Origin of the sequence: Nonomuraea monospora, from assembly GCF_039531895.1 — a bacterium.
Taxonomy (GTDB): Bacteria; Actinomycetota; Actinomycetes; order Streptosporangiales; family Streptosporangiaceae; genus Nonomuraea; species Nonomuraea monospora.
The window spans coordinates 15,168-36,097 of record NZ_BAAAQX010000068.1; the positions used below are offsets into that span (position 1 = coordinate 15,168).

The 20,930-nt window shown below is 70.5% G+C and carries 22 protein-coding genes and 1 tRNA gene; 17 read left to right on the forward strand and 6 right to left on the reverse strand.

What is annotated here, in order from left to right; genetic code table 11:
• Positions 1 to 31: 31 nt before the first annotated feature.
• The 5 genes from ABD331_RS58675 to obgE all read left to right on the forward strand — a co-directional run bounded on the left by ABD331_RS58675 (position 32) and on the right by obgE (position 4,914).
• The gene (locus ABD331_RS58675) at positions 32 to 316 is read left to right on the forward strand and encodes a hypothetical protein (RefSeq protein WP_344495956.1); all 285 of its coding nucleotides are present in this window, start codon (positions 32 to 34) and stop codon (positions 314 to 316) included.
• The gene (locus ABD331_RS58680) at positions 313 to 2,616 is read left to right on the forward strand and encodes an Rne/Rng family ribonuclease (RefSeq protein WP_344495958.1); all 2,304 of its coding nucleotides are present in this window, start codon (positions 313 to 315) and stop codon (positions 2,614 to 2,616) included. Before ABD331_RS58675 ends, ABD331_RS58680 begins: the two co-directional genes overlap by 4 nt.
• Positions 2,617 to 2,840: 224 nt before the next feature.
• A complete protein-coding gene (rplU, locus tag ABD331_RS58685) occupies positions 2,841 to 3,143 on the forward strand; it encodes a 50S ribosomal protein L21 (protein WP_080046162.1) in 303 nt (100 codons plus the stop codon).
• Between the two features lie 15 nt (positions 3,144 to 3,158).
• Positions 3,159 to 3,416: a 50S ribosomal protein L27 gene (gene rpmA / locus ABD331_RS58690; protein WP_012893687.1), complete on the forward strand. Its 258-nt coding sequence runs from the start codon at positions 3,159 to 3,161 to the stop codon at positions 3,414 to 3,416.
• 145 nt (positions 3,417 to 3,561) lie between these two features.
• On the forward strand, positions 3,562 to 4,914 hold the full coding sequence (gene obgE, locus ABD331_RS58695; RefSeq protein ID WP_344495962.1) for a GTPase ObgE: 1,353 nt from the start codon (positions 3,562 to 3,564) through the stop codon (positions 4,912 to 4,914).
• Between the two features lie 385 nt (positions 4,915 to 5,299).
• Here the strand turns inward: obgE and ABD331_RS58700 are convergent, their stop codons facing one another.
• Positions 5,300 to 6,064: an SDR family oxidoreductase gene (locus ABD331_RS58700; protein ID WP_344495964.1), complete on the reverse strand. Its 765-nt coding sequence runs from the start codon at positions 6,062 to 6,064 to the stop codon at positions 5,300 to 5,302.
• 97 nt (positions 6,065 to 6,161) lie between these two features.
• Here ABD331_RS58700 and proB point away from each other — a divergent pair, with 97 nt between their 5' ends.
• The 4 genes from proB to ABD331_RS58720 all read left to right on the forward strand — a co-directional run bounded on the left by proB (position 6,162) and on the right by ABD331_RS58720 (position 10,673).
• On the forward strand, positions 6,162 to 7,280 hold the full coding sequence (gene proB / locus ABD331_RS58705; protein WP_222871985.1) for a glutamate 5-kinase: 1,119 nt from the start codon (positions 6,162 to 6,164) through the stop codon (positions 7,278 to 7,280).
• A 24-nt stretch (positions 7,281 to 7,304) separates the two neighbouring features.
• Positions 7,305 to 8,579 (forward strand): glutamate-5-semialdehyde dehydrogenase, encoded by a 1,275-nt coding sequence (locus ABD331_RS58710; protein WP_344495967.1) that lies wholly within the window; start codon positions 7,305 to 7,307, stop codon positions 8,577 to 8,579.
• A 50-nt stretch (positions 8,580 to 8,629) separates the two neighbouring features.
• Positions 8,630 to 8,806, forward strand: a complete 177-nt coding sequence (locus ABD331_RS58715; protein WP_187415184.1) for a hypothetical protein — start codon at positions 8,630 to 8,632, stop codon at positions 8,804 to 8,806.
• An 82-nt stretch (positions 8,807 to 8,888) separates the two neighbouring features.
• Positions 8,889 to 10,673, forward strand: a complete 1,785-nt coding sequence (locus tag ABD331_RS58720) for a serine/threonine-protein kinase (protein WP_344495969.1) — start codon at positions 8,889 to 8,891, stop codon at positions 10,671 to 10,673.
• A 156-nt stretch (positions 10,674 to 10,829) separates the two neighbouring features.
• On the opposite strand, the gene ABD331_RS58725 is transcribed toward ABD331_RS58720, so the two are convergent.
• A complete protein-coding gene (locus ABD331_RS58725; RefSeq protein WP_148443617.1) occupies positions 10,830 to 11,852 on the reverse strand; it encodes a M48 family metallopeptidase in 1,023 nt (340 codons plus the stop codon).
• A gap of 96 nt (positions 11,853 to 11,948) precedes the next feature.
• On the opposite strand from ABD331_RS58725, the gene nadD reads away from it, so the two are divergent.
• The 5 genes from nadD to ABD331_RS58750 all read left to right on the forward strand — a co-directional run bounded on the left by nadD (position 11,949) and on the right by ABD331_RS58750 (position 15,317).
• Positions 11,949 to 12,566: a nicotinate-nucleotide adenylyltransferase gene (gene nadD, locus ABD331_RS58730; protein WP_344495972.1), complete on the forward strand. Its 618-nt coding sequence runs from the start codon at positions 11,949 to 11,951 to the stop codon at positions 12,564 to 12,566.
• Between the two features lie 94 nt (positions 12,567 to 12,660).
• A complete protein-coding gene (rsfS, locus tag ABD331_RS58735) occupies positions 12,661 to 13,056 on the forward strand; it encodes a ribosome silencing factor (RefSeq protein WP_185102224.1) in 396 nt (131 codons plus the stop codon).
• A 34-nt stretch (positions 13,057 to 13,090) separates the two neighbouring features.
• Complete coding sequence (locus tag ABD331_RS58740; protein ID WP_148443614.1) at positions 13,091 to 13,720, forward strand: histidine phosphatase family protein; 630 nt, start codon at positions 13,091 to 13,093, stop codon at positions 13,718 to 13,720.
• 229 nt (positions 13,721 to 13,949) lie between these two features.
• Positions 13,950 to 14,342: a LysR family transcriptional regulator gene (locus tag ABD331_RS58745; protein WP_344495978.1), complete on the forward strand. Its 393-nt coding sequence runs from the start codon at positions 13,950 to 13,952 to the stop codon at positions 14,340 to 14,342.
• A gap of 36 nt (positions 14,343 to 14,378) precedes the next feature.
• Entirely contained in the window at positions 14,379 to 15,317 is a 939-nt protein-coding gene (locus ABD331_RS58750) for an MBL fold metallo-hydrolase (protein WP_344495980.1), read from the forward strand.
• Between the two features lie 522 nt (positions 15,318 to 15,839).
• Here the strand turns inward: ABD331_RS58750 and ABD331_RS58755 are convergent.
• Entirely contained in the window at positions 15,840 to 17,009 is a 1,170-nt protein-coding gene (locus ABD331_RS58755; protein WP_344495982.1) for an FAD-dependent monooxygenase, read from the reverse strand.
• 223 nt (positions 17,010 to 17,232) lie between these two features.
• Here ABD331_RS58755 and ABD331_RS58760 point away from each other — a divergent pair, with 223 nt between their 5' ends.
• The 3 genes from ABD331_RS58760 to ABD331_RS58770 all read left to right on the forward strand — a co-directional run bounded on the left by ABD331_RS58760 (position 17,233) and on the right by ABD331_RS58770 (position 18,249).
• On the forward strand, positions 17,233 to 17,844 hold the full coding sequence (locus ABD331_RS58760) for a GntR family transcriptional regulator (protein WP_344495984.1): 612 nt from the start codon (positions 17,233 to 17,235) through the stop codon (positions 17,842 to 17,844).
• Positions 17,757 to 18,110 carry a TetR/AcrR family transcriptional regulator C-terminal domain-containing protein gene (locus ABD331_RS58765; protein ID WP_344495986.1) on the forward strand — a complete coding sequence of 118 codons (354 nt, stop codon included), beginning with the start codon at positions 17,757 to 17,759 and terminating at the stop codon, positions 18,108 to 18,110. The genes ABD331_RS58760 and ABD331_RS58765 overlap by 88 nt, the downstream gene beginning before the upstream one ends.
• 66 nt (positions 18,111 to 18,176) lie before the next feature.
• A tRNA-Ala gene (locus ABD331_RS58770) sits at positions 18,177 to 18,249 on the forward strand.
• Between the two features lie 188 nt (positions 18,250 to 18,437).
• On the opposite strand, the gene ABD331_RS58775 is transcribed toward ABD331_RS58770, so the two are convergent.
• The 3 genes from ABD331_RS58775 to ABD331_RS58785 all read right to left on the reverse strand — a co-directional run bounded on the left by ABD331_RS58775 (position 18,438) and on the right by ABD331_RS58785 (position 20,631).
• Positions 18,438 to 18,950 carry a GNAT family N-acetyltransferase gene (locus tag ABD331_RS58775; protein ID WP_344495988.1) on the reverse strand — a complete coding sequence of 171 codons (513 nt, stop codon included), beginning with the start codon at positions 18,948 to 18,950 and terminating at the stop codon, positions 18,438 to 18,440.
• Between the two features lie 196 nt (positions 18,951 to 19,146).
• Positions 19,147 to 19,491: a hypothetical protein gene (locus ABD331_RS58780; protein WP_344495990.1), complete on the reverse strand. Its 345-nt coding sequence runs from the start codon at positions 19,489 to 19,491 to the stop codon at positions 19,147 to 19,149.
• A gap of 105 nt (positions 19,492 to 19,596) precedes the next feature.
• Positions 19,597 to 20,631: a glycosyltransferase family 2 protein gene (locus tag ABD331_RS58785; RefSeq protein WP_344495992.1), complete on the reverse strand. Its 1,035-nt coding sequence runs from the start codon at positions 20,629 to 20,631 to the stop codon at positions 19,597 to 19,599.
• Between the last annotated feature and the right edge of the window lie 299 nt (positions 20,632 to 20,930).

A 20,930-nucleotide genomic window follows, 5' to 3' on the forward strand; every position in this document is an offset into this window, starting at 1 on the left:
GCGACGACGGCGAAGGCCGGGAAGGCGGCTGGTGAGGCTGAGGCGTCGGCCGGTGCCGGTGCCGGTGCTGGGGCGCGCGGTGGCGAGGCTGCCGGCGCGCAGGCTGCTGGCGTTCCGGCTGCAGGCGCTCAGGCTTCGGGTGCTCAGGCTTCGGGCGCCCAAGCTGCGAGTGCTCAAGGTGCGGGTGCTCAGGGTGCTGGGGGCCCAGAAGCCGGTGCACAGGCCGCTGCCGGGGCCAAGAGTGGCGAGACGGCGCGAGCCGGGGCCGGGGCCGGGGCGGCGCGAGCCGGGGCGTCCGGGGGTGCCGGTGGTGTGACGGCTGAGGCCACTGAGGCGGCGCAGGCTGAGGCGGCGCGGGCCGCTGAGGCCGCACGGGCCATCGTGGCCGACGGTGAGGGCGACGACGAGGACATTCTGGAGATCCTGCCCGAGGACGAGCCGCTCGACGACGAGCCCGCCGGCGAGGACCTCGACGAGGACAGCGTCCGGCCGAGCCTGCTCGCCGACCCGTTCGGGCTGACCGCCCGCAGGGACGTCGAGCCGGGCGGCGCCGCGTTCCAGCGGCCCGCGGCCATCTTCGCGCCGCTGTTCCAGGCGCCCGACCCCAGCCGCGCCAAGCCCGCCGCGCAGCGCAAGGCCGAGCCGCCGCAGCCCGCTCCCGAGCCCGAGGAGGTCGAGGAGCCGGTCGACGAGACCGTGACCGAGGACGAGACCGACCTCGACACCTCCGACGAGCAGGAGGAAGAGGAGGGCGGCAGCCGCCGTCGCCGTCGCCGCAGGGGCGGCAGGGGCCGCGGCAAGGCGCGCGAGCGTGACGAGGCCGAGGACGGCGAGGAGTCCGAGGACGAGGGCGACGAGGAGCAGGCGGAGGAGGCCCAGGAAGAGGATTCCTCCACCTCGCGCCGTCGCCGTCGCAGGCGTCGCCGTGGCACCGAAGAGGGCGCGGAGCCGTCCAGTGACGACCCGCCGAACACCGTGGTGCGCATCCGCGCGCCGCGCTCCGGCCGTGCGGCGGCGCTCGACACCGCCACCGACGGCGTGCAGAGCGTGCGCGGCTCGACCCGGCTGGAGGCCAAGAAGCAGCGTCGCCGCGAGGGGCGCGAGCTCGGCCGCCGGCGTCCGCCGATCATCACCGAGTCGGAGTTCCTGGCCCGCCGCGAGTCCGTGGACCGCATGATGGTGGTGCGCAGGCAGGGCGACCGCACGCAGATCGCGGTGCTGGAGGACGGAGTGCTCGTCGAGCACTACGTCAACCGCGAGGCCAGCCAGTCGTACGTCGGCAACGTCTACCTCGGCAAGGTGCAGAACGTGCTGCCCTCGATGGAGGCGGCGTTCGTGGACATCGGCAAGGGCAGGAACGCCGTCCTGTACGCCGGTGAGGTGAACTTCGACACCGCCGGGCTGGAGGGCCAGCCGAAGCGGATCGAGTCGGCGCTGAAGTCAGGCCAGTCGGTGCTCGTGCAGGTCACGAAGGACCCGATCGGCCACAAGGGCGCCCGCCTCACCTCGCAGATCAGCCTTCCCGGGCGGTACCTCGTGTACGTGCCGGACGGGTCGATGACCGGCATCAGCCGCAAGCTGCCCGACAAGGAGCGCACGCGGCTCAAGAGCATCCTGAAGAAGGTCATGCCGGAGAACGCCGGCGTGATCGTCCGCACCGCGGCCGAGGGCGCCTCCGAGGACGAGCTGGCCCGCGACGTGGCCAGGCTGTCGGCGCAGTGGGAGAACATCCAGAAGAAGGCCAAGTCGGCCAGCCCGCCCGAGCTGCTGTCGGCTGAGCCCGACCTGACGATCCGGGTGGTGCGTGACGTCTTCAACGAGGACTTCACGAACCTGGTCGTGCAGGGCGACGACGCCTGGGACACGGTCGACGAGTACGTCAAGTACGTCGCTCCGCACCTGGCCGAGCGGCTGTCGAAGTGGGACGACGGCGACCACGGCGACGTGTTCGAGTCGTACCGGATCGACGAGCAGCTCGGCAAGGCGATGGAGCGCAAGGTGTGGCTGCCCAGCGGCGGCTCGCTGGTGATCGACCGTACCGAGGCGATGACCGTCGTCGACGTCAACACCGGCAAGTTCACCGGCCAGGGCGGCAACCTGGAGGAGACCGTCACCAGGAACAACCTGGAGGCGGCCGAGGAGATCGTCCGCCAGCTCAGGCTGCGGGACATCGGCGGCATCATCGTGATCGACTTCATCGACATGGTGCTGGAGTCGAACCGCGACCTGGTGCTGCGCAGGCTGCTCGAATGCCTGGCGCGCGACAGGACCAAGCACCAGGTGGCCGAGGTCACCTCGCTGGGGCTGGTCCAGATGACGCGTAAGCGGGTCGGTCAGGGGCTGCTGGAGGCGTTCTCGACGCCGTGCGAGTGCTGCAACGGGCGTGGCCTGCTGGTCTCCACGGAGCCGGTCGAGAGCAAGCCCGAGGCGCGCGGCACGCAGGGCAAGATGGCGGTCGAGAAGGCGGTCTCGGACAAGGTTTCCGCGGCCAAGGACTCCTCCAGCCGTGATACCGTGACCGGTGCGCTGGAAGACGTCCCGGCCGAGGACGACCAGGCAAACCAGACTTCCGGCAGAGGGCGGCGACGCTCCCGCCGAGCCAAGTCTTCCGAGTAGCCGCTCGGCGGACTTCCGACGATCCGTCCGGTTCGCCTAGGGCACCGTTAATCCGGTACCCTGGTGGATCGGTGCGTCAGGTGACGTGCCCTGTTGGCGCGCTTACTTCGGTTCGTCGGTCTGAGACCGGTCGAATGACGGGCGCAGCATTCGGCGGCCGCCTCTCCGTGAGGCGGCCGAGGGTCGAAACGAAACCAACAGTGAGTCAGTAGAAGGGTTCCGCGGTGTACGCGATCGTTCGTTGCGGCGGCAGGCAGCAGAAGGTCTCCGTCGGTGACGTCCTCGAGGTGGACAAGGTCGCCGGCGAGGTCGGCTCTTCGGTTTCGCTGCCGACGGTGCTCGTCGTCAACGACGGCGATGTGACCACGGAGGCGGGCAAGTTCACGGTCAACGCCGAGATTCTCGGTGAGACCAAGGGCCCGAAGATCCGCATCCTCAAGTACAAGAACAAGACCGGTTACAAGAAGCGCCAGGGTCACCGCCAGCGGTACACCCAGGTGAAGATCACCGGTATCGAGCAGGCCTGACGGGAGTTTTGAGAGATGGCACACAAGAAGGGCGCGTCGTCCACCCGGAACGGTCGTGACTCCAACGCCCAGCGTCTGGGCGTCAAGCGCTTCGGTGGCCAGCTGGTCAACGCGGGCGAGATCATCGTCCGTCAGCGTGGCACCCACTTCCACCCCGGCGACAACGTCGGCCGTGGTGGCGATGACACGCTGTTCGCGCTGGCCGCCGGTCACGTGCAGTTCGGTGTCAAGCGCGGCCGCCGGGCCGTGAGCATCGTCCCCGTCGCCGAGTAGGGTTTCCCGCTCGGCCTTCGGGTCTGTTGCTTCAGGGGTGGATCGACGCGATCTGGTGTCGATCCACCCCTTTGCGTTTTTCAGGGGGTTCGGCCTCCGGTATTGGTACGAGTGAACCCCTGACGGGGTGATGGAGGATGCGGGGATGCCGGACTTCGTGGACCAGGTGGTCCTACACATCACGGCCGGTGACGGGGGAAACGGGTGCGCCTCCATCCACCGGGAGAAGTTCAAGCCGCTGGGCGGCCCCGACGGGGGCAACGGCGGGCGGGGCGGCGACGTGATCCTGGAGGTCGACCCCAACACCGCCACCCTGCTCGACTACCACCGCCGTCCGCACCGCAAGGCGGAGAACGGCAAGCAGGGCCAGGGCTCCAACCGTGACGGCGCCAACGGCGAGGACGTGATCCTGCCCGTGCCGAACGGCACCGTGGTGAAGGACGCCGCCACCGGCGAGGTGCTGGTCGACCTGGTGGGCGCCGGCACGCGGTACGTGATCGCGCAGGGCGGTCACGGCGGGCTCGGCAACGCCGCGCTGGCCACCACCAAGCGCAAGGCGCCCGGCTTCGCGCTGCTCGGCGAGCCAGGCGACGGCCTCGACGTGACCCTGGAGCTGAAGAGCGTCGCGGACGTGGCGCTGGTCGGGTTCCCCAGCGCAGGCAAGAGCTCGCTGATCGCGGCGCTGAGCGCGGCCAAGCCGAAGATCGCCGACTACCCGTTCACCACCCTGATCCCCAACCTGGGCGTGGTGACCGCGGGCGAGAACGTGTTCACCGTCGCCGACGTGCCCGGCCTGATCCCCGGCGCGTCGCAGGGCAAGGGGCTCGGGCACGAGTTCCTGCGGCACGTCGAGCGGTGCGACATGCTGGTGCACGTCATCGACTGCGCCACCATGGAGCCAGGCCGCGACCCGGTCACGGACTACGAGGTGATCGAGGCGGAGCTGCGGGCGTACGGCAAGCTCGAGGACCGGCCGCGGATGATCGTGCTGAACAAGGCCGACGTGCCCGACGCGCGGGAGCTGGCCGAGATGGTCAGGCCCGAGTTCGAGGCCAAGGGGCTGCAGGTGTTCACGATCTCCGCCGCCACGCACGACGGGCTGCGGGAGCTGACGTACGCGATGGGCGAGTGGGTCGCGGCGGCCAGGGCCAACAAGCCGGTCGAGGAGCCCACGCGGCTGGTGATCAGGCCCAAGCAGCTCGGTGACGCCGGGTTCAAGGTGCGGCGGGTCAACGACAACCTGTTCCAGATCACCGGCGAGAAGCCGGAGCGGTGGATCCGGCAGACCGACTTCAGCAACGACGAGGCCGTGGGGTATCTCGCCGATCGGCTGGAGCGGCTGGGGGTCGAGGCTGAGCTGGCCAAGGCCGGTGCCAAGGCCGGGGCCGAGGTGGTCATCGGGCCGATGGAGGGCGGGTACGTCTTCGACTGGCAGCCGACGCTGAACGCGGAGTCGGTGCGGCAGGGGCCGCGCGGCACCGACATGCGGTTCGACTGACACACCCTGGGCCCGCGCGGGCGGCGCTGTGTGGGCGGAAGGCTCGCGCGGCCAGCGTGCGGGCCCAGGCCAGCGGGCAGGGCTTGGGCAGGGCTTGGGGCAGCGCGCAGGCGGCGGGGGCGGGGCATGGCTTGGGCGGCGCGGCAGGGCTCGGGCAGCACGCTAGCGGGGGCAGGGCTTGGGGGCGGCACGCTAGCGCGCGGGCGCAGGCGCGGGGCAGGGTTAGGGCGCGGGCAGGGCTTGGGCAGCGCGGCAAGGCTCGGGCAGGGCTTGGGGGCAGCACGCTAGCGCGCAGGCGCAGGCGCAGGAGCGGGCGCGGGCGCGGGCGCGGGGCAGGGCTTGGGCGCGTGGCGGGGCGGGGCGGGGTGCTGGCGCGGGCTGGGGTTCAGGGGCGGAGGGTGGCCTCGGCGCCGCCGTCCGCGTACAGGATCTGGCCCGTCATGAACGAGTTGGCGGCGCTGACCGTCCACGCCAGCAGCGACGCGACCGCGTCCACCGGGCCGGGGAAGCCCAGCGGCTGCGGCATCGCGGCGGCGACGAGCGCCCGCGTGCGCGGGTCGTCCAGGAAGGCGGCGCGCGCCGTCAGCGTGTCCACCACGCCGGGCGCCACCGCGTTGAGCGGGATGCCGGCTCCGGCCCACGACAGGGCGGCGCGGCGCAGCCACCGGTTGAGCGCGAGCTTGCTGGACGGGTAGACGGCGCGTCCGTGCCCGGCCTCGACGAGCGCGCGGGCGGCCGTCGCGGCGGCGTCCTCGTCCATGGTGAGGCAGGCCCGCGCGAGGCCCTCGTCGGCCGCCACGATGGCGCTGAGGGACGACACGGCGACCGCCCTGGGCTGCTCGGCGGCGGCCAGGAGCGGGCGCAGGCCCTCCAGGGTGGCGATGGTGCCGAAGAAGTTGAGCCGGACGGTGAGGTCGGACGGGAGCGCGAGCCCGGCGACGGCGACCACGCCGTCGAGTCTGCCGCCCGAGGCCGCCGCGACCCCCGACACGAGGCTGTCGCGGCCCTCCGGCGTGGTCAGGTCGGCGAGGACGTCGGCGTCGCGCACGTCGCAGCGGATCACTTTCGCGCCGGAGGCGGCGAGCTGGTCGGCGGTGGCCGCGCCGATGCCGGAGGCGGCGCCGGTGACGGCGTAGATGCGAGTTTCCACGAGCGAAAAATTACATTCATTGAAGTAATGCAGTCAATGCAGATTAAGGGGTAATTCGGTAGCGTCGGCCCTCCGGCGAGCCGATAGGCTCACTTACGTGCGGGAACAGATCAGCTCTGCGTCGAAGGTCGTCGTCAAGGTCGGCTCCTCCTCGCTCACCACCCCCCAGGGCATGATCGACGTCGACCGGGTCGACGCCCTGGTGGACGTGCTGGCGGCCAGGCGCCGCACCGGGACGCAGATCGTCCTGGTGTCCTCGGGAGCGATCGCGGCGGGCCTCGGCCCGCTCGGGCTGAGCGCGCGACCGCGCGACCTGGCCACCCAGCAGGCCGCCGCCTCCGTCGGCCAGGGCGTGCTGGTGGCCCGCTACACCTCCTCCTTCGCCCGCTACTCGCTGCGCGTCGGCCAGGTGCTGCTGACCGCCGACGACATGATGCGGCGCGCCCACCACGCCAACGCCCAGCGCACCCTGGCCAGGCTGCTGGAGCTGGGCATCGTGCCCATCGTCAACGAGAACGACACCGTGGCCACCGACGAGATCCGCTTCGGCGACAACGACCGCCTCGCGGCGCTGGTCACGCACCTGATCCACGCCGACGCGCTGGTGCTGCTGTCGGACGTGGACGCCCTCTACGACGGCCCGCCCAGCCGCCCCGGCTCGCAGCGGCTGGCCGAGATCCGCGGCCCGGAAGACCTGGCCGGGGTCGAGCTGGGCAAGAACGGCGCGTCCGTCGGCACCGGCGGCATGATCACCAAGGTGCAGGCGGCCAGGATCGCCACCGGGGCGGGCGTGCCCGTGGTGCTCACCGCCGCCGCCCACGCCGCCCAGGCGCTCGCCGGAGCCGACGTGGGCACCTACTTCCACCCCGGGGGCCGCCACCCCGGCACGCGCCTGCTGTGGCTCGCGCACGCCACCACCGGGCGCGGCCTTCTCCACCTCGACCAGGGCGCCGTGGAGGCCATCGTGGGCCGCCGCAAGTCGCTGCTGCCGGCCGGGGTGACGGCGGTGGAGGGCGAGTTCGCGGCGGGCGACCCGGTCGACCTGTGCGGCCCGCAGGGGCTCGTGGTGGCCCGCGGCCTGGTCAACTTCGACGCCACCGAGATCCCGGGCTTGCTCGGGCGCTCCACCAGGGAGCTGGCCAGCACGCTCGGTCCGGAATATGAACGCGAGCTGATCCACCGCGACGACATCGTCATACTGGAAACCCACAACTAGACCGGCCCCCCAGAGGAGCGCGTGATGTCCGAAGAGTTCCTGAAGGTCGCTCGCGCGGCACGAGAGGCCGCCGCCGAGCTGGCCCCGCTGCCGCGGGCGCCCAAGGACCGGGCGCTGCGCGCGATCGCCGACGCGCTGGTCGCGCACGCCGCCGAGATCGTCACGGCCAACGCCGAGGACGTCGAGCGGGCCAGGGCGCAGGGCACCTCCGAGGCGATGATCGACCGGCTGCGGCTCGACGAGGCCAGGGTCGGCGCGATCGCCGAGGCCGTGCGCGAGGTGGCCGACCTGCCCGACCCGGTCGGCGAGATGGTGCGCGGCTCCACCCTGCCCAACGGGCTCGAGCTGCGCCAGCTCAGGGTGCCGCTGGGCGTCATCGGCATCATCTACGAGGGCCGCCCCAACGTCACGGTCGACGCCGCCGCGCTCTGCCTCAAGAGCGGCAACGCGGTGCTGCTGCGCGGCTCGTCCAGCGCCTACTCCTCCAACACCGCGCTGGTGAAGATCATGCAGGGCGCGCTGGAAGCCACCGAGGTGCCCTCCGGCGCCGTCCAGCTCGTGCCCGGCCAGAGCCGCGACTCGGTCAAGGAGCTCATGCGCGCCCGCGGGCTGGTCGACGTGCTCATCCCGCGCGGCGGCGCGTCGCTGATCAACTCGGTGGTCGAGGAGTCGACGGTGCCGGTGATCGAGACGGGCGTGGGCAACTGCCACGTGTACGTCGACGCCGAGGCGGACGTCGACCTGGCCGTGCAGATCCTGGTCAACGCCAAGGCGCAGCGGCCTTCCGTGTGCAACGCCGCGGAGACGTTCCTGGTGCACGCCGACGTCGCCGACGCGTTCGTGCCCAAGGCGCTGGAGGCGCTGCGCGAGGCGGGCGTGACCGTCCACGGCGACGAGCGGATCGCCGGCTACGGCCCCGGCGTCGTGCCCGTCACCGACGACGACTTCTACGCCGAGTACCTCTCGCTCGACATCGCCGCCGCCGTCGTCGGCTCGCTGGAGGACGCGGTCGCGCACATCAGGCGCTACGGCTCCGGCCACACCGACGCCATCGTCACCCGCTCGCAGCGGGCCGCCCGCAGGTTCGTGGCGCTCGTCGACTCGGCGGCCGTCGCGGTCAACGCCTCGACGCGGTTCACCGACGGCGGCGAGTTCGGGTTCGGGGCGGAGATCGGCATCTCCACCCAGAAGCTGCACGCGCGCGGCCCGATGGGGCTGCCCGAGCTCACCTCGACCAAGTGGATCTATACGGGTGAGGGGCATTTGCGCACGTCAGAAGGTACGGTGGTGGCCGGTTGACCGGCGTGTCGGCCTGACCGGCGCGGGGTGCCGTGGATTGACTGGGGTGCATGGAAATTGTCGTCGCCCTGGTCTTCTCGGCCGCGGTGCTGTTCGGCGCCGACCGGCTGCTGCTCTGGCTGGAGAGCCGCGGTCACGTCAACTGGCGCAGGAAAGGCCGCCGCCGGCTGTCGGACGAGCCCACGGCCGGGCTCGACAGCATGCTCTCCGATCACACACGCCGATAATCCTTCGGCGTGCCTCACACGGCAACTCGCGCACCGGCGCTAGGGTTGTGTCCCTTATGGGCGCGCCGGGCGGGGAGGGACGGTGAGCAAGCTCGGCAAGGTCGGGCCGTACACCCTGGTCGAGCGGCTCGGCCGGGGCGGCATGGGTGAGGTCTACCTCGCCGCCACCCGCCGCGGCGAACACGTCGCGCTGAAGGTCCTGCACGATCTGGCCGAGGACACCACCTCCCGCGTCAGGCTGGAGCGCGAGGTCCGCGCGCTGCGCAGGGTCGAGAGCCCGTACGTCGCCAAGGTGCTCGACGCCGACCTGGGCTGTGCCAGGCCGTACCTGATCATGGAGCACATCGAGGGCGCCACGCTGCTCGACCGCGTGCGCCAGAGCGGCCCCCTGGACGTGTCGCAGCTCGTCGACATGGCCCAGGGCATCGCCGCCGCGCTCGCGATCATCCACGCGGCCGGGGTCGTGCACCGCGACCTCAAGCCCGGCAACATCATCATGGCCGACCGCGGCCCCGTGCTGATCGACTTCGGCATCGCGCAGGTGCTCGACGCGACCCGGCTGACCATGACCGGCACGTTCCTCGGCACGCCCGGCTACACCGCGCCCGAGATCTTCGCCGACGAGCACGTCGACTCGCCCGCCGACGTGCACGCCTGGGCCGCCACGGTGGCGTTCGCGGCGACCGGACGGCCGACGTTCGGGCGGGGCACGGCCGAGGCGCAGATGTACGCGGTGCTGAACGGGCAGGCCGACCTCAAGGGCGTGCCCGTCGAGCTGCTGCCGCTGGTGCGCGCGGCGCTCAACAGGGAGCCGGGCAAACGGCCCACGGCGGCGCTGCTGGCCGACCGGCTGTCCAGGCTGGCCAAGGCCACCAGCACGGCCGAGGGCGAGCCGGCGGCGGCCGGTGGGCGCACCGGCGACGTGGCCGAGGAGTCGGGCAAGGGCACGGCGGTGCGCAGCCGTACCGCAGAGGACGCCGCTGCCCGCGGCGAGGCCAAGGCGCGCAGCAGGCCCAACGCGGTGCCCGCGGAGGGCAAGGTGCCTGCGCCGCGCGGGCGCACCGGGAGCAGGCCCGTGCCGGACGGCAAGAGCGCTCGCAGCGTGTCCGACGGCAAGGGGGCCCGCGCCGTGCCCGATGCGAAGGGCGCCAGGGCCGTTCCCGACGGGAAGGGCGCGGCGGCCGTGGCGCGCAGCCGTGCCGAGGGGAAGGTGCCCGCGCCGCGCGCCCGTACCAGCGTGGACGGCAAGGCCACCGGCCCGCGGCCCAAGATGACCGCGTCGCGGCAGCGTACGGCGGCGGCCGTCAGAAGCAGGACGACGGCCAGGCCCAGAACGGCGTCGGCCACCACCCTGCCCGCGGGCAACGGTGCGCTGCTGATGCTCGCGGTGCTGGCCGTGCCGTGCGTGGTGGCCTCGGTGATCTGGCCGATCGCCTCGATCGCGATCACGACCGTGTTCGTGGTGCTGACCAGGACGCTCTGGATGAGCCACTGGATGGTCAGGAGACGCAGCGCGCGGCGTACCCGGGTGACGCTGCGCGTGCTGCTCTTCCCGCTGGCGCTGGCCGGGGCGGCGATCACCGCCGTCGTGTGGCCGGGAGTGCCCGTCGCGGTGGCGTCGGGCGGGGCGCTGTGGGCCACCGGGGGCGGTCAGATCGACGCCGACTGGTGGCAGCAGGCCGCGCCCGTGACGGTGGCCGGGGTGGTGTTCGGGATGTTGTGCGGGGGGATCACCGGGCGGGAGATCGAGCGGATCGGGCATCGGCTGCCTGACCTGCGCAGGGAAGGGCTGCGCGCACTGGCCGTGCTGGGCGGGTTCGTCGCCCTGTGCGCCGCCGCCGTGCGCGCCATCGCCCTTCTGCTGTAGCAGAGGTCGCGACTGTGGTGGTGGCTTCGACGACGGCCCGCCGCTGTGTGACGGCGGGCCGTGCGCGGCTGATCACGTCGATCGGTCGCGCTGGAGTCAGCCCTGTGTGCAGCTTCGCGATCAGCGCTGATTTCGGCGCTGATCTCGGCGCTGCGGTCAGCCCTGGCCGCCGTCGCGGCGGGAGAAGCGGTTGAAGATGCGCTCGCCCGCGTTGACCGCGCCCTCGGCCACGTCGCGCAGCACGCCGATGAACGGGTCCTGCGACTGCTGCCAGGACGCGCGGTAGGACTCGGCCGCCGCCTTGATCTCCTCGGTCACTCTCGCGTTGGGGTCGTCCTCGCGGCGGGGGTAGTCGCCGCCGAGGATCCGCTCGTACTCGCCGCTGCGCTGCCACTTGTCCAGCTCCGCCACGCGCACCACCGCGAACGGGTGGGTGGTGCCGAGGAGGTTGAGCACCTTCAGGAAGCCGTCGCGCAGGTCGCCCGCGGTGTCGTACTCCTGGTACTGCTCCAGGAACGCCTCGATGTTCATCTCGTGCGTGTAGTCGCCGCCGGCGAGCTTCATCAGCGCGCGCTTGGCCGCCTCGGGGTTCTGCCCGACCAGCAGGCCGCCGCGGTCGGACGACAGCTCGGACTTGCGGTACCACTCCTCCAGGCCCGCGACGATCGCGCGCAGGCCGATGTAGCCGAGCGGGATCCAGGCGACGCGGGTGGCGAGGCGGGTGAGGATGTCGAGCATCGTCCGGTAGACCGCGTGCCCCGACAGGATGTGCGAGGTCTCGTGGCCGATGACGAAGCGCTGCTCCTCCTCGTTCATGAGGTTGAGCAGGCCGGTGGTCACGACGATGAACGGGTCGTCGAAGCCGATGGCCTTGGCCTGGACCTGCGGGTCCTGCTGGACGTAGATCTCGGGGATCCGGTGCAGGTCGAGGGTGTAGGCGGCGTCGCGGCCCATGTCGTAGAGGGAGCGGAACTGGGTCTCGCTCACGCGTACGGCCGACGCCAGGTACATCAGGCGCAGCCGCCGCTCGCTGATGAGGCCGGACATCTGCTTGAGAACCGTGTCGAACCCACTGAGCTTGCGCAGAGCGACCAGGGCGGACCGGTCTGCGGGGTGTTCGTAGGCTCGGGACGAGATGCCGGGCAGTTGGACGCGGTTGCGGTCCGGGGTGGTCGTCATGCCCGGCATGCTACGTCCGCAACGGAAGTGATGCGCGGTCATCACGAAGGGGGGTCCATTCATGTTGGGGGAAAGCGTCCGCGTAAGGTCCGTTTCATGATGAACGCGCCTGGTGTGCAGGGGATGCGACGCGTGGGCGTGATGGGCGGGACGTTCGATCCCATCCACCACGGTCACCTGGTCGCGGCCAGCGAGGTGGCCCACCATTTCCAGCTCGACGAGGTCGTCTTCGTGCCGACAGGACGGCCGTACCAGAAGTCTGAGCGGGTGGTGTCCGCGCCCGAGGACCGTTATCTGATGACGGTCATCGCGACGGCGTCGAACCCCCGCTTCTCGGTCAGCAGGGTAGACGTGGACCGTCCTGGGCCGACGTTCACGATCGACACTTTGCGTGATATTTCGGATATTTACGGGCCGGATGTTCAGCTCTTCTTCATCACCGGCGCCGACGCCCTCGGCGCGATACTCGACTGGCAGCAGGCCGACGAGCTGTTCGAGCTGGCCCATTTCGTCGGCTGCACCCGTCCTGGACACACCCTGCACGACCCCGGCCTGCCGGAAGGCCGCGTCACGTTGCTGGAAATCCCCGCACTGGCCATTTCCTCGTCGGAGTGCCGTCAGCGCGTGGCAAAGGGCGAGCCGATTTGGTATCTGGTGCCCGATGGAATCGTCCAGTACATCAACAAGCGCGGGATGTACCACACGGCCGACTGACACGGCCCGCGGATACACAGGTGAGGGGTTTCGGGCTGGAAGGGTACCCTCAACATAAGGGCATGCTGCCGACACAGGAGGACAGACCCGCATCGTGACCGCATCTGACAGATCCGTCCAGCTCGTGCGCATCGCCGCGGAAGCCGCGGCCGACAAGCTGGCCGATGACATCCTCGCCTACGACGTGAGCGAACAGCTCGTCATCACCGACGCCTTCCTGCTCTGCTCCGCCACCAACGACCGCCAGGTACGCGCCATCGTCGACGAGATCGAGGAACGGCTGCGCACCGAGGCCGGCGCCAAGCCCGTACGCCGTGAAGGCGAGCGCGAGGGCCGCTGGGTGCTGCTCGACTACATCGACATCGTCGTCCACGTGCAGCACGAGGAAGACCGCACGTTCTACGCGCTCGAACGCCTCTGGAAGGACTGCCCGGCCATCTCGCTGCCGGAGAGCGTCATGCAGGCCAACCTCCAGCGGGCGCGCGCGTGAGCCAGGGCGACCCGCGGCACCGTGAGGCCGCCCTATGAGCAGGCGGATCGTATGTCTGCGCCACGGGCAGACCCTGTGGAACGTCGAACAGCGTTTCCAGGGGCACTCCGACATCCCCCTCGACGAGACCGGCGTCGCGCAGGCCGCGCGAGCCGCTTCGCTGCTGGCCTCGCTGCGGCCCAGCATGATCGTCTCATCCGACCTCATGCGGGCCAACGACACCGCCCTGGCCCTCGGGCGGCTCGTCGGCCTCGACGTGGCCATCGACAAGGACTTCCGCGAACGCGGTGGCGGCCAGTGGGAGGGCCTCACCCGCGCGCAGATCGCCTCGCGCTGGCCCGAGGAGTACGCCGCCTGGGAGGCTCCCGACGGCGAACCCGTCACCGACGTGGCCGCCAGGGTGGCGACCGCCATGCGCCGGTGGGCGGGGCGGGTCGACGACGACGGGCTGCTCGTCGTGGTGTCCCATGGTGCGGCGCTGCGGCTGGGCATCTGCGAGATGCTCGGGCTGCCTGAGCAGTTGTGGCCGGCGGTGGGTGGGCTGGGTAACTGCTCGTGGTCCGTGCTGCAGGAAGGGCGGAAGGGGTGGCGGCTGCTGGAGCACAACGCCGGCACCTTGCCTGAGCCGGTGCGGAGCGACGACAAGCCTGAGGCTGAGGCTTAGGGGGTCGTGCGGCTCGGGGGCCGTGCGGCTGCTGGTTGGGTCGGGCTTTTGGTGTGGGCTTCGGGGCGCGGTGCTGGGCTGGGCTTCGGGTTGTGCCTTTGGGCGTACGGCTGGTGTGCTCTCTGCGTGCGGCCGACATACAAAGGGCGATCTCGGACGAATCATCCGGCGACAGAACATCGCGGCGGCCTGGGACGGCGGGCCGCCGACCGTCGGGGAAGGTTCGTCGATGGAGATCCAGTCGCTACGCTATGCGGTCACGCTGGCCGAGGAACTGCACTTCGGACGGGCCGCGCAGCGGCATTTCATCGCGGCCCAGCCGTTCGGGCGGCACATCCAGCGCCTGGAGCGGGAGGTCGGGCGGCGGCTGTTCGAGCGTACGAGCCGGAAGGTCATGCTCACGCCGGCCGGGGAACGGCTCGTCGCCGAGGCCCGCAGGGTGCTGGCGGCGGTGGACGGGCTGGCCGAGGCGGTCCGGTCCTCTGAACCGGCGGTCCGGTCGTGCGAGCGGACGGTCCGGTCCTCTGAACCGGCGGTCCGGTCGTCCGAACTGACCGTCCGGTCCTCCGAACTGGCGGACTGTGACATCGCAGCCGGAGGAGATCGTAACCTTTCCCGCTGATGATGCCCCAGCGGGTGCCGTGGTGGAGTCGAAGCCATGGGAAACCAGCACAGGGGGCTCGACGCGGCGGCCCTGCACGAGATCGTGCCGGGGGTGCACGCGTGGGTGCAGCCCGACGGGACCTGGTGGGTCAACAACGCCGGCGCGGTGACGGGCGACGACGGCACGATCGTCATCGACACCTGCGCCACCGAGGAACGTACACGGAGATTCCTGGACGCGCTGGCCGCGGCCACCGGCGGCGCCCCCGTCAGGGCGGCCGTCAACACACACCAGCACGGCGACCACACCCACGGCAACAGCCTGCTGCCCGAGCAGGCCGTGATCGTGGGGCACGAGAGCGTGCGCGAAAGTGTGCTCACGGACTTCGTCATCGACGGCTGCCCGCCGTTCTGGGCGCCGGTGCCCGACTGGGGCGGGGTTACGCGGCGGCCGCCGTGGCTCGTGTTCGGCTCCGAGCTGACCGTCCACAGCGGTGGGCGGCGGATCGACCTGCTGCATCCCGGTCATCCCGCGCACACCGCCGGCGACGTGGTGGCCTGGCTGCCGGAGGAGCGCGTGCTGTTCACCGGGGACCTGCTCTTTCACGGCATCACGCCGCTGGTGTTGATGGGGTCCGTGGATGGGGCGTTGCGGTCGCTGGACTGGCTGGCCGGCTTCGGTGCCGACCACGTCGTGCCCGGTCACGGGCCGCTCGCGGACGCCGCCACGTTGCCTGGCATTTTGGCCGAGCACGAGCGTTACTACCGGTTCGTGGCCGAGGTCGCGGCTGATGGGATGCGGCGTGAGCTGAGCCCGTTGGATGCTGCTCGGCGTGCTGATCTGCGGGCCTTTTCTGGGTGGCCCGATGCTGAACGGCTCGTGCTCAACCTGCATCGCGCGTATGCCGATGCGGCGGGTACCGGCGTGGACTTGCCGGCGGCCTTCGGTGACGCCATGTCGTGGAACCGCGGGCCCTTCCCCACGGCCGTCTGACTGAGGAGGCGGCGAGGACGTTCGTCATGTGTGCGGGCTGCGAGGGCGACCGGGGCGGGGGCGCTGGTCTCGCAGGAGCTGTACGCCTGCCGTCGGTGGCGCGGTGGCGCGGTGGCGCGGTGGCGCGGTGGCGCGGTGGCGCGGTGGCGCGGTGGCGCGGTGGCGCGGTGGCGCGGTGGCGCGGTGGCGCGGTGGCGCGGTGGCGCGGTGGCGCGATGGCGGTACGGTGGTGCGGCGTGGCGGCGGTCCGGTGGGTGCGGCGGTGCTGCGGGGCGCGGTGTTGCGGGGCGCGGGACGTGGTGCGGTGGTTTGCGGCGTGGCGCGGCGGTGCGTGGCGCAGCGGGGCGCAGCGGGGCGCAGCGGGGCGCAGCGGGGCGCGGTGCGTGGGTTGCATACGCGGGGCGTGGTGTGGCGGGACGGTGGTGTGGCGGTGCGGTGGACGTTTGGGTGTTCGGCTGACGTTCGGGTGCGCCTGGGGGTTGTGAGTGGGGCGGGGCTGGGTGCGTGAGGGCCTGATGGCGCTCAGGGCGAGGCGTAGGGGCGTAGGTCGATGGCGGAGGCGGCGCGTTCGGTCATGCGCTTGATGAGGCTCTTGCCCGGCATGTATGGCAACAGGCGCATCATTTGGTTGCGTCGCCAGATCTGGGACTTCTTTCGGGGGACCAGGTAGGCGTCGGCTCCTTGCGCCTGGTGCTGGCAGGTTGTGACGTAGGGGCGCATGCGGCTTTCGTATTGGCTGAAGGCGGTTTCGTGGTTGTCGGCCTTGGACAGTTCGGCTGCCAGCACGTACGCACCGATCAGCGCCAGCCCCGTGCCCATGCCGCCAGGTCCGGCGGCGTACCCCGCGTCGCCCAGGAGCGTCACTCTGCCGGATGAGTACTTCGGCAGGACGACCTGGGCGGCGGGAGCGAAGTAGAAGTCGTCCGCCTTCCGCATCTGGCTGAGCAGGTGGGGGATCTCCCACCCCAGCCCCTTGAACGCCTCCTCGACCAGGGCCTGCTGCTGAGGTCTGTCGCGGGGGTCGTAGGTGAGGCGGGGGGAGGCGAAGTCCAGTGCGGCTCTGGTGTGGGTGCCGGTGCTCGCGATGGTGGCGCATCGGCCGGGTGTGCTGTACATGACGCCCTGGTGGTCGAGGTCGTACGTGCTGGGGATGGAGAAGATCGCCCCGTACATGCCGAGGTGGTGGATCTGGTCGGGGACGTTGCCGAAGGTCAGCTCGCGGACCTTCGAGCGGATGCCGTCCGCGCCTACGACCAGGTCGAACGTGCGAGGGGTGGAACGTTCGAAGGTGACGTGGACGCCTTGCCCGGTTTCTGTCAGGTCCGTGATGGTGTCGTTGAAGAGGTACTCGGCGGGGGCGGCGGCGTGCAGGATGCGGTTGAGGGTGCCGCGGAAGATCTCCACTTCGCCGCTGAACGCTTCCGAGGGCAGGCTCGACAGGCGCTTGCCGCGTTCGTTGACGATGGTGATGTCGCCCATGTGGGTCTGGGCCTGTCGTACCGCGTCGAGGATGCCCATGCGGGACAGCACCTCCAGTTGGGGTGCGCCGCGGAAGTCGACCGCCTGGCCGCCTGGGCGGAGGGTGGGGGCGCGTTCGATGACGGTGGGGTGGTTGCCGTGGCGGGTCAGCCAGTGGGCGAGGGCGGGGCCCGCTATGCCGGCGCCGGAGATGAGGATGGTGAGGTTGCGCATGGGCGCCCCTCCTGGGTGTGTGTCGTCTTCTGTTTACGGTGTACGCGCACTGTAGGAAGGGCGTGTTCGGGAGGAAAGGTGTTGGGTGGGTGCTCTAGTGCACTTGGTGGAGGCGTCTGATAAGAAGCGGGCGGGTGCACTAGTGCGCGGTGACTGGTCGGATCGAGGGGTGTGGGCTGTGGTGGAACGAGGGGGCGCGCCGTGCCTCCGGATCGTCGGACAGTTGCGGCGCCGTATCGCCGTTGGTGAGTTGGTGGCGGGGGAGCGGCTGCCGTCGACTCGGCAGATCGTTCGGGAGTGGGGCGTCGCGATGGCCACCGCCAGCAAGGTGTTGAGCAGGCTGCAGGAGGAGGGGCTGGCTCGGGCTGTGCCGGGCGTGGGGACCGTGGTGGCTGGGCGTGCGATGGTGGCGCGGGCGCCCGTACAGGATCTGACCACGCAGCGCATTGTGCGGGTGGCCATCGGGATCGCAGATGGGGAAGGGCTTGCGGCCGTTTCTATGCGGCGGGTTGCCACCGAGCTGGGGGCTTCGGCCATGTCCCTGTATCGGCATGTGGCGGGTAAGGATGAGCTCGTCCATTTGATGACCGATGTCGTGTACGGGGAGGATCCGCCGCCGGACCGGATTCCGCGCGGGTGGCGGGAACAGTTGGAGCTGGCGTTGGGGCAGCAGTGGCGTATTCACCGGCGGCATCCGTGGCTGGCGCGGGCCATTTCGCTGATGAGGCCGGAGTTCGTGCCCACGGGATGGCGCACACCGATCGGCTGCTGCGGGCGTTGGACGGGCTGGGGCTCGATGCGAACACCACGATGCACGCCGTTGTCTCCCTGCTGAGCTTCGTTCGTGGGGCGGCGGTCAGCTTGGAGGCGGAGGAGCAGGCTCGTACGGAGACCGGGATCACGGATGACGACTGGATGCGGGCTCGCGGGGTGGAGCTGGAGCGGTTGTTCGCCTCGGGGGCCTATCCGACGCTGGGGAAGGTGGTGGGGCAGCCGGGGCTTGATATGGACCTTGATTCGATCTTTGAGTTCGGGGTGCGGCGGCAGCTCGATGGGCTTGCTGCTCTGGTGCTCAGGGCGCGGGAGGGGCGGCGCGATTAGGTGAATGGGGTGGGATGGCTATATGCTCTCGGAGCGCCGCAACGGGTGGACTCGGAGCGGTGACCAGGGGCTATAGCGCAGTTGGTAGCGCGCCTCCATGGCATGGAGGAGGTCTGGGGTTCGAATCCCCATAGCTCCACAGAGAAGCTTGTTCTTGTTGCGCCTCGATCCTGGTTCAGGGTCGGGGCGTTTTGCTTTTCCGGCCTGCGTAGGTCAGCCCGCACCCCGGTAGTGCGGGGTCTTGTGCAGCGGGGCGTAGCGGGTGTGGGTTGATGCGGGCTGAGGGCGGTGTGCGGGTGAGCGTGGGGCGTGGGTAGGGCTGCGTGGTCAGGTGGTGGTTGGGGTGGGGTGTTGCCAGAGTTGTTCGCCGTCGTCGAACTGGTCGGTGGGGAGGAGGCCGGCGCGGCGGGCGACGGTGGCGGAGGCTGTGTGGGCTGGGTGGATGTGGGCCTGGATGGTGGTGACGCCGGTGGTTTGGAGCCAGGTGATCAGGGTGCGGGCGGCTTCGGTGGCGTAGCCGTGGCCCTGCCAGGGGGCGCCGATGACCCAGGCGACCTCTGCGCGGTGGCCGTTGTCCATGACTGTGGCTTGGACGTAGCCGATGGCTTGGGTGTTCGGTTTTGTGCGGAGGATCCAGTTGTGCCAGGTCTGGGTGCCGTCGGGGGAGTGGCCGGCGGATTGGCGGGTGTAGCGGGCGCGTAGTTCGTTCAGGGTGGGGGGTGAGCCTCCTGTGAAGGTGTACAGGGAAGCTGCGCTGAGGACGTGGACCATTTCGTCGGCGTCGGCTACTGAGAGGGGGGTGAAGAGGAGGCGGGGGCTTGCCATCTCGGGGGCGGGCATCGTGGTTTCGCCTGTCTGCGTGTGGTGGTGCGGGTGGGCGCATTGATGCTACGAGGTGGCTGTTGTGTGGGGGTAGCGGGTGGGACTGTGGGAGGGGTGGAGGCGGGACATCGCGGTCGCGTCCCTCGGAACATCTCGGACGCGAGCGACATCGCTGGATGCGGTGATCTGTGCTGGTGTCCCGCCTTGGTGGGGGTTAGGAGAAGACGGCTGACTTGAGGAGGAGGCGGCTGCTGGCGCGGCCGCCCGGGGGCAGGGAGTAGTAATCGCCCGTGCAGTCGATGCCGGTGAACATCGTGACGGTGGAGTCGGTGTGGTTGATGGGGGAGTGGGCGCTGTCCTCGATGGCGTAGACCTCGGGGATGTTGACGCACGAGCCGCTGCGGGGGTCGGTCAGGTCGGCGGTGCTCGTGCCGTTGGGGGTCGGGTACGTGTAGGCGAACGTGCCGGTGGCTGCGTGGGCGGGGGTGGAGAGCGAGGCCGCCAAGGTCAGTGCCAGGGCCAGGGCTGAGATGGGGGTGGCGGTCCTGCGAGCGGTCATGGTGGAGCACGTCCCTTCGGGGTGGGGTTGGGGTTAACGGTGCATCGGCAACACATCCTATGACTACAGAGAGTTACTGAATAGATGCTTAGAGTTGCGAGCTAGTCAGCGGCCCTTTTCGTAGATCACCAGGCCTTGGGAGAGGTGGAGGGGGACCAGGATCAGCTCCACCAGGAGGGCCTTCCAGGCGTAGTAGAGGTTGACGGCCTTGTTCAGGTAGACGAAGGGCAGGTTGAGGAGGGCCTGGGTGATGGGGAGGCGGCGGCGTCTGGCTGCGTAGAGGAGGGCGGGGATGGTCAGGATGAGCTCGCCGGCCGTCCACCAGGCCAGGGTGTGGGGGATCGGCTCGTGGAAGGTCGTTGTGAGGAGCAGGGGGGTTGCCCACCACAGTGGGGCCACCAGGATTTCGAGGAGGGCGATGATGATCCAGGTGGCGAGCATGGGCTTGCGGGTGAGCAGGCGGGGGAGGTGGAGGCGGACGTTCTGCATGAAGCCCGCCATCCAGCGCCATACCTGCTTGCGGAGGTACGTGAGGGTTTCCGGGTCGGCGGCCCAGGCGACGGCGTCGGAGACGTAGACCGCTCGGCGGCCGGCGAGTTGCTGGCTCCAGGTGAAGTCCATGTCCTCGACGATGGTGCGTTCGGGGAAGCCGCCGGAATCGGTGAGGGCCGTGCGTCTGAACATGGAGCAGCAGCCGGAGCAGACCATGGGGCTGTTGGCCAGGTGCTGGATCGGGCGGTGCCAGTGGAAGCCGAAGAGGTACTCGGTTGATCTGCCGCGTTCCCAAGGGGTGCGGGTGAAACGGGTTTGGACGTTGCCGGAGGCCACCTGGACGGTCGGGTCCTGGAAGGCTGGTTTGAGGTGCTCGATGTAGTCGGGGGAGAGGACTGTGTCGGCGTCCACCGCGAGGATCAGGTCTGTGTCGCAGTGGGGGAGGGCGTGGTTCTGGGCTTTGGCCTTGCTGCCCAGGTTGTGGGGTGGGCGGAGGACTGTGACGCCGTAGGAGGTGGCTATGGCGCCGGTGTTGTCGGTGGAGGCGTCGTCTATGACGATGATCTTGTCTGGAGGGATGGATTGGGACTTGATGGAGCGGAGGGTGGCGGGGAGGCCTAGTTCCTCGTTGTGGGCCGGGATGATCACGGTGACGGTGAGGGGCGTTGAAGCTGGTGGCGCCTCTGGTGATGGTGGCTGGGGCGGCATCGTGGACGTAGGCATGGGGGCGGGGGTCGGGGGAGGTAGGGGCGCGAGGGTCGGTGCGGGTAGAGGTGTGGCCGGTGCGGATGCCGGTGGGAAGGCGGCAGCCGGCGTGGGGCTGGGGCGTGTGGGCGGTGGCGTGAGGGATGTCGTGACAGGTGAGGCAGGGGATGGCGTGAGCGGCGGCGTGAGGCGCGGCGTAAGGAGTGGGGTGGGGGATGGCGTGAGCGGCGGCGTGAGGAAGT

Excerpts from the sequence above, each read along its gene's own strand:
- nadD (WP_344495972.1), top strand. The coding sequence starts at position 11,949 with ATGATGAACGCGCCTGGTGTGCAGGGGATGCGACGCGTGGGCGTGATG.
- obgE (WP_344495962.1), top strand. The coding sequence starts at position 3,562 with ATGCCGGACTTCGTGGACCAGGTGGTCCTACACATCACGGCCGGTGAC.
- ABD331_RS58745 (WP_344495978.1), top strand. The coding sequence starts at position 13,950 with ATGGAGATCCAGTCGCTACGCTATGCGGTCACGCTGGCCGAGGAACTG.
- ABD331_RS58750 (WP_344495980.1), top strand. The coding sequence starts at position 14,379 with ATGGGAAACCAGCACAGGGGGCTCGACGCGGCGGCCCTGCACGAGATC.
- ABD331_RS58775 (WP_344495988.1), bottom strand. The coding sequence starts at position 18,950 with ATGCCCGCCCCCGAGATGGCAAGCCCCCGCCTCCTCTTCACCCCCCTC.
- rpmA (WP_012893687.1), top strand. The coding sequence starts at position 3,159 with ATGGCACACAAGAAGGGCGCGTCGTCCACCCGGAACGGTCGTGACTCC.
- ABD331_RS58755 (WP_344495982.1), bottom strand. The coding sequence starts at position 17,009 with ATGCGCAACCTCACCATCCTCATCTCCGGCGCCGGCATAGCGGGCCCC.
- ABD331_RS58715 (WP_187415184.1), top strand. The coding sequence starts at position 8,630 with ATGGAAATTGTCGTCGCCCTGGTCTTCTCGGCCGCGGTGCTGTTCGGC.
- ABD331_RS58740 (WP_148443614.1), top strand. The coding sequence starts at position 13,091 with ATGAGCAGGCGGATCGTATGTCTGCGCCACGGGCAGACCCTGTGGAAC.
- ABD331_RS58725 (WP_148443617.1), bottom strand. The coding sequence starts at position 11,852 with ATGACGACCACCCCGGACCGCAACCGCGTCCAACTGCCCGGCATCTCG.
- ABD331_RS58710 (WP_344495967.1), top strand. The coding sequence starts at position 7,305 with ATGTCCGAAGAGTTCCTGAAGGTCGCTCGCGCGGCACGAGAGGCCGCC.
- ABD331_RS58780 (WP_344495990.1), bottom strand. The coding sequence starts at position 19,491 with ATGACCGCTCGCAGGACCGCCACCCCCATCTCAGCCCTGGCCCTGGCA.
- ABD331_RS58765 (WP_344495986.1), top strand. The coding sequence starts at position 17,757 with ATGGCGCACACCGATCGGCTGCTGCGGGCGTTGGACGGGCTGGGGCTC.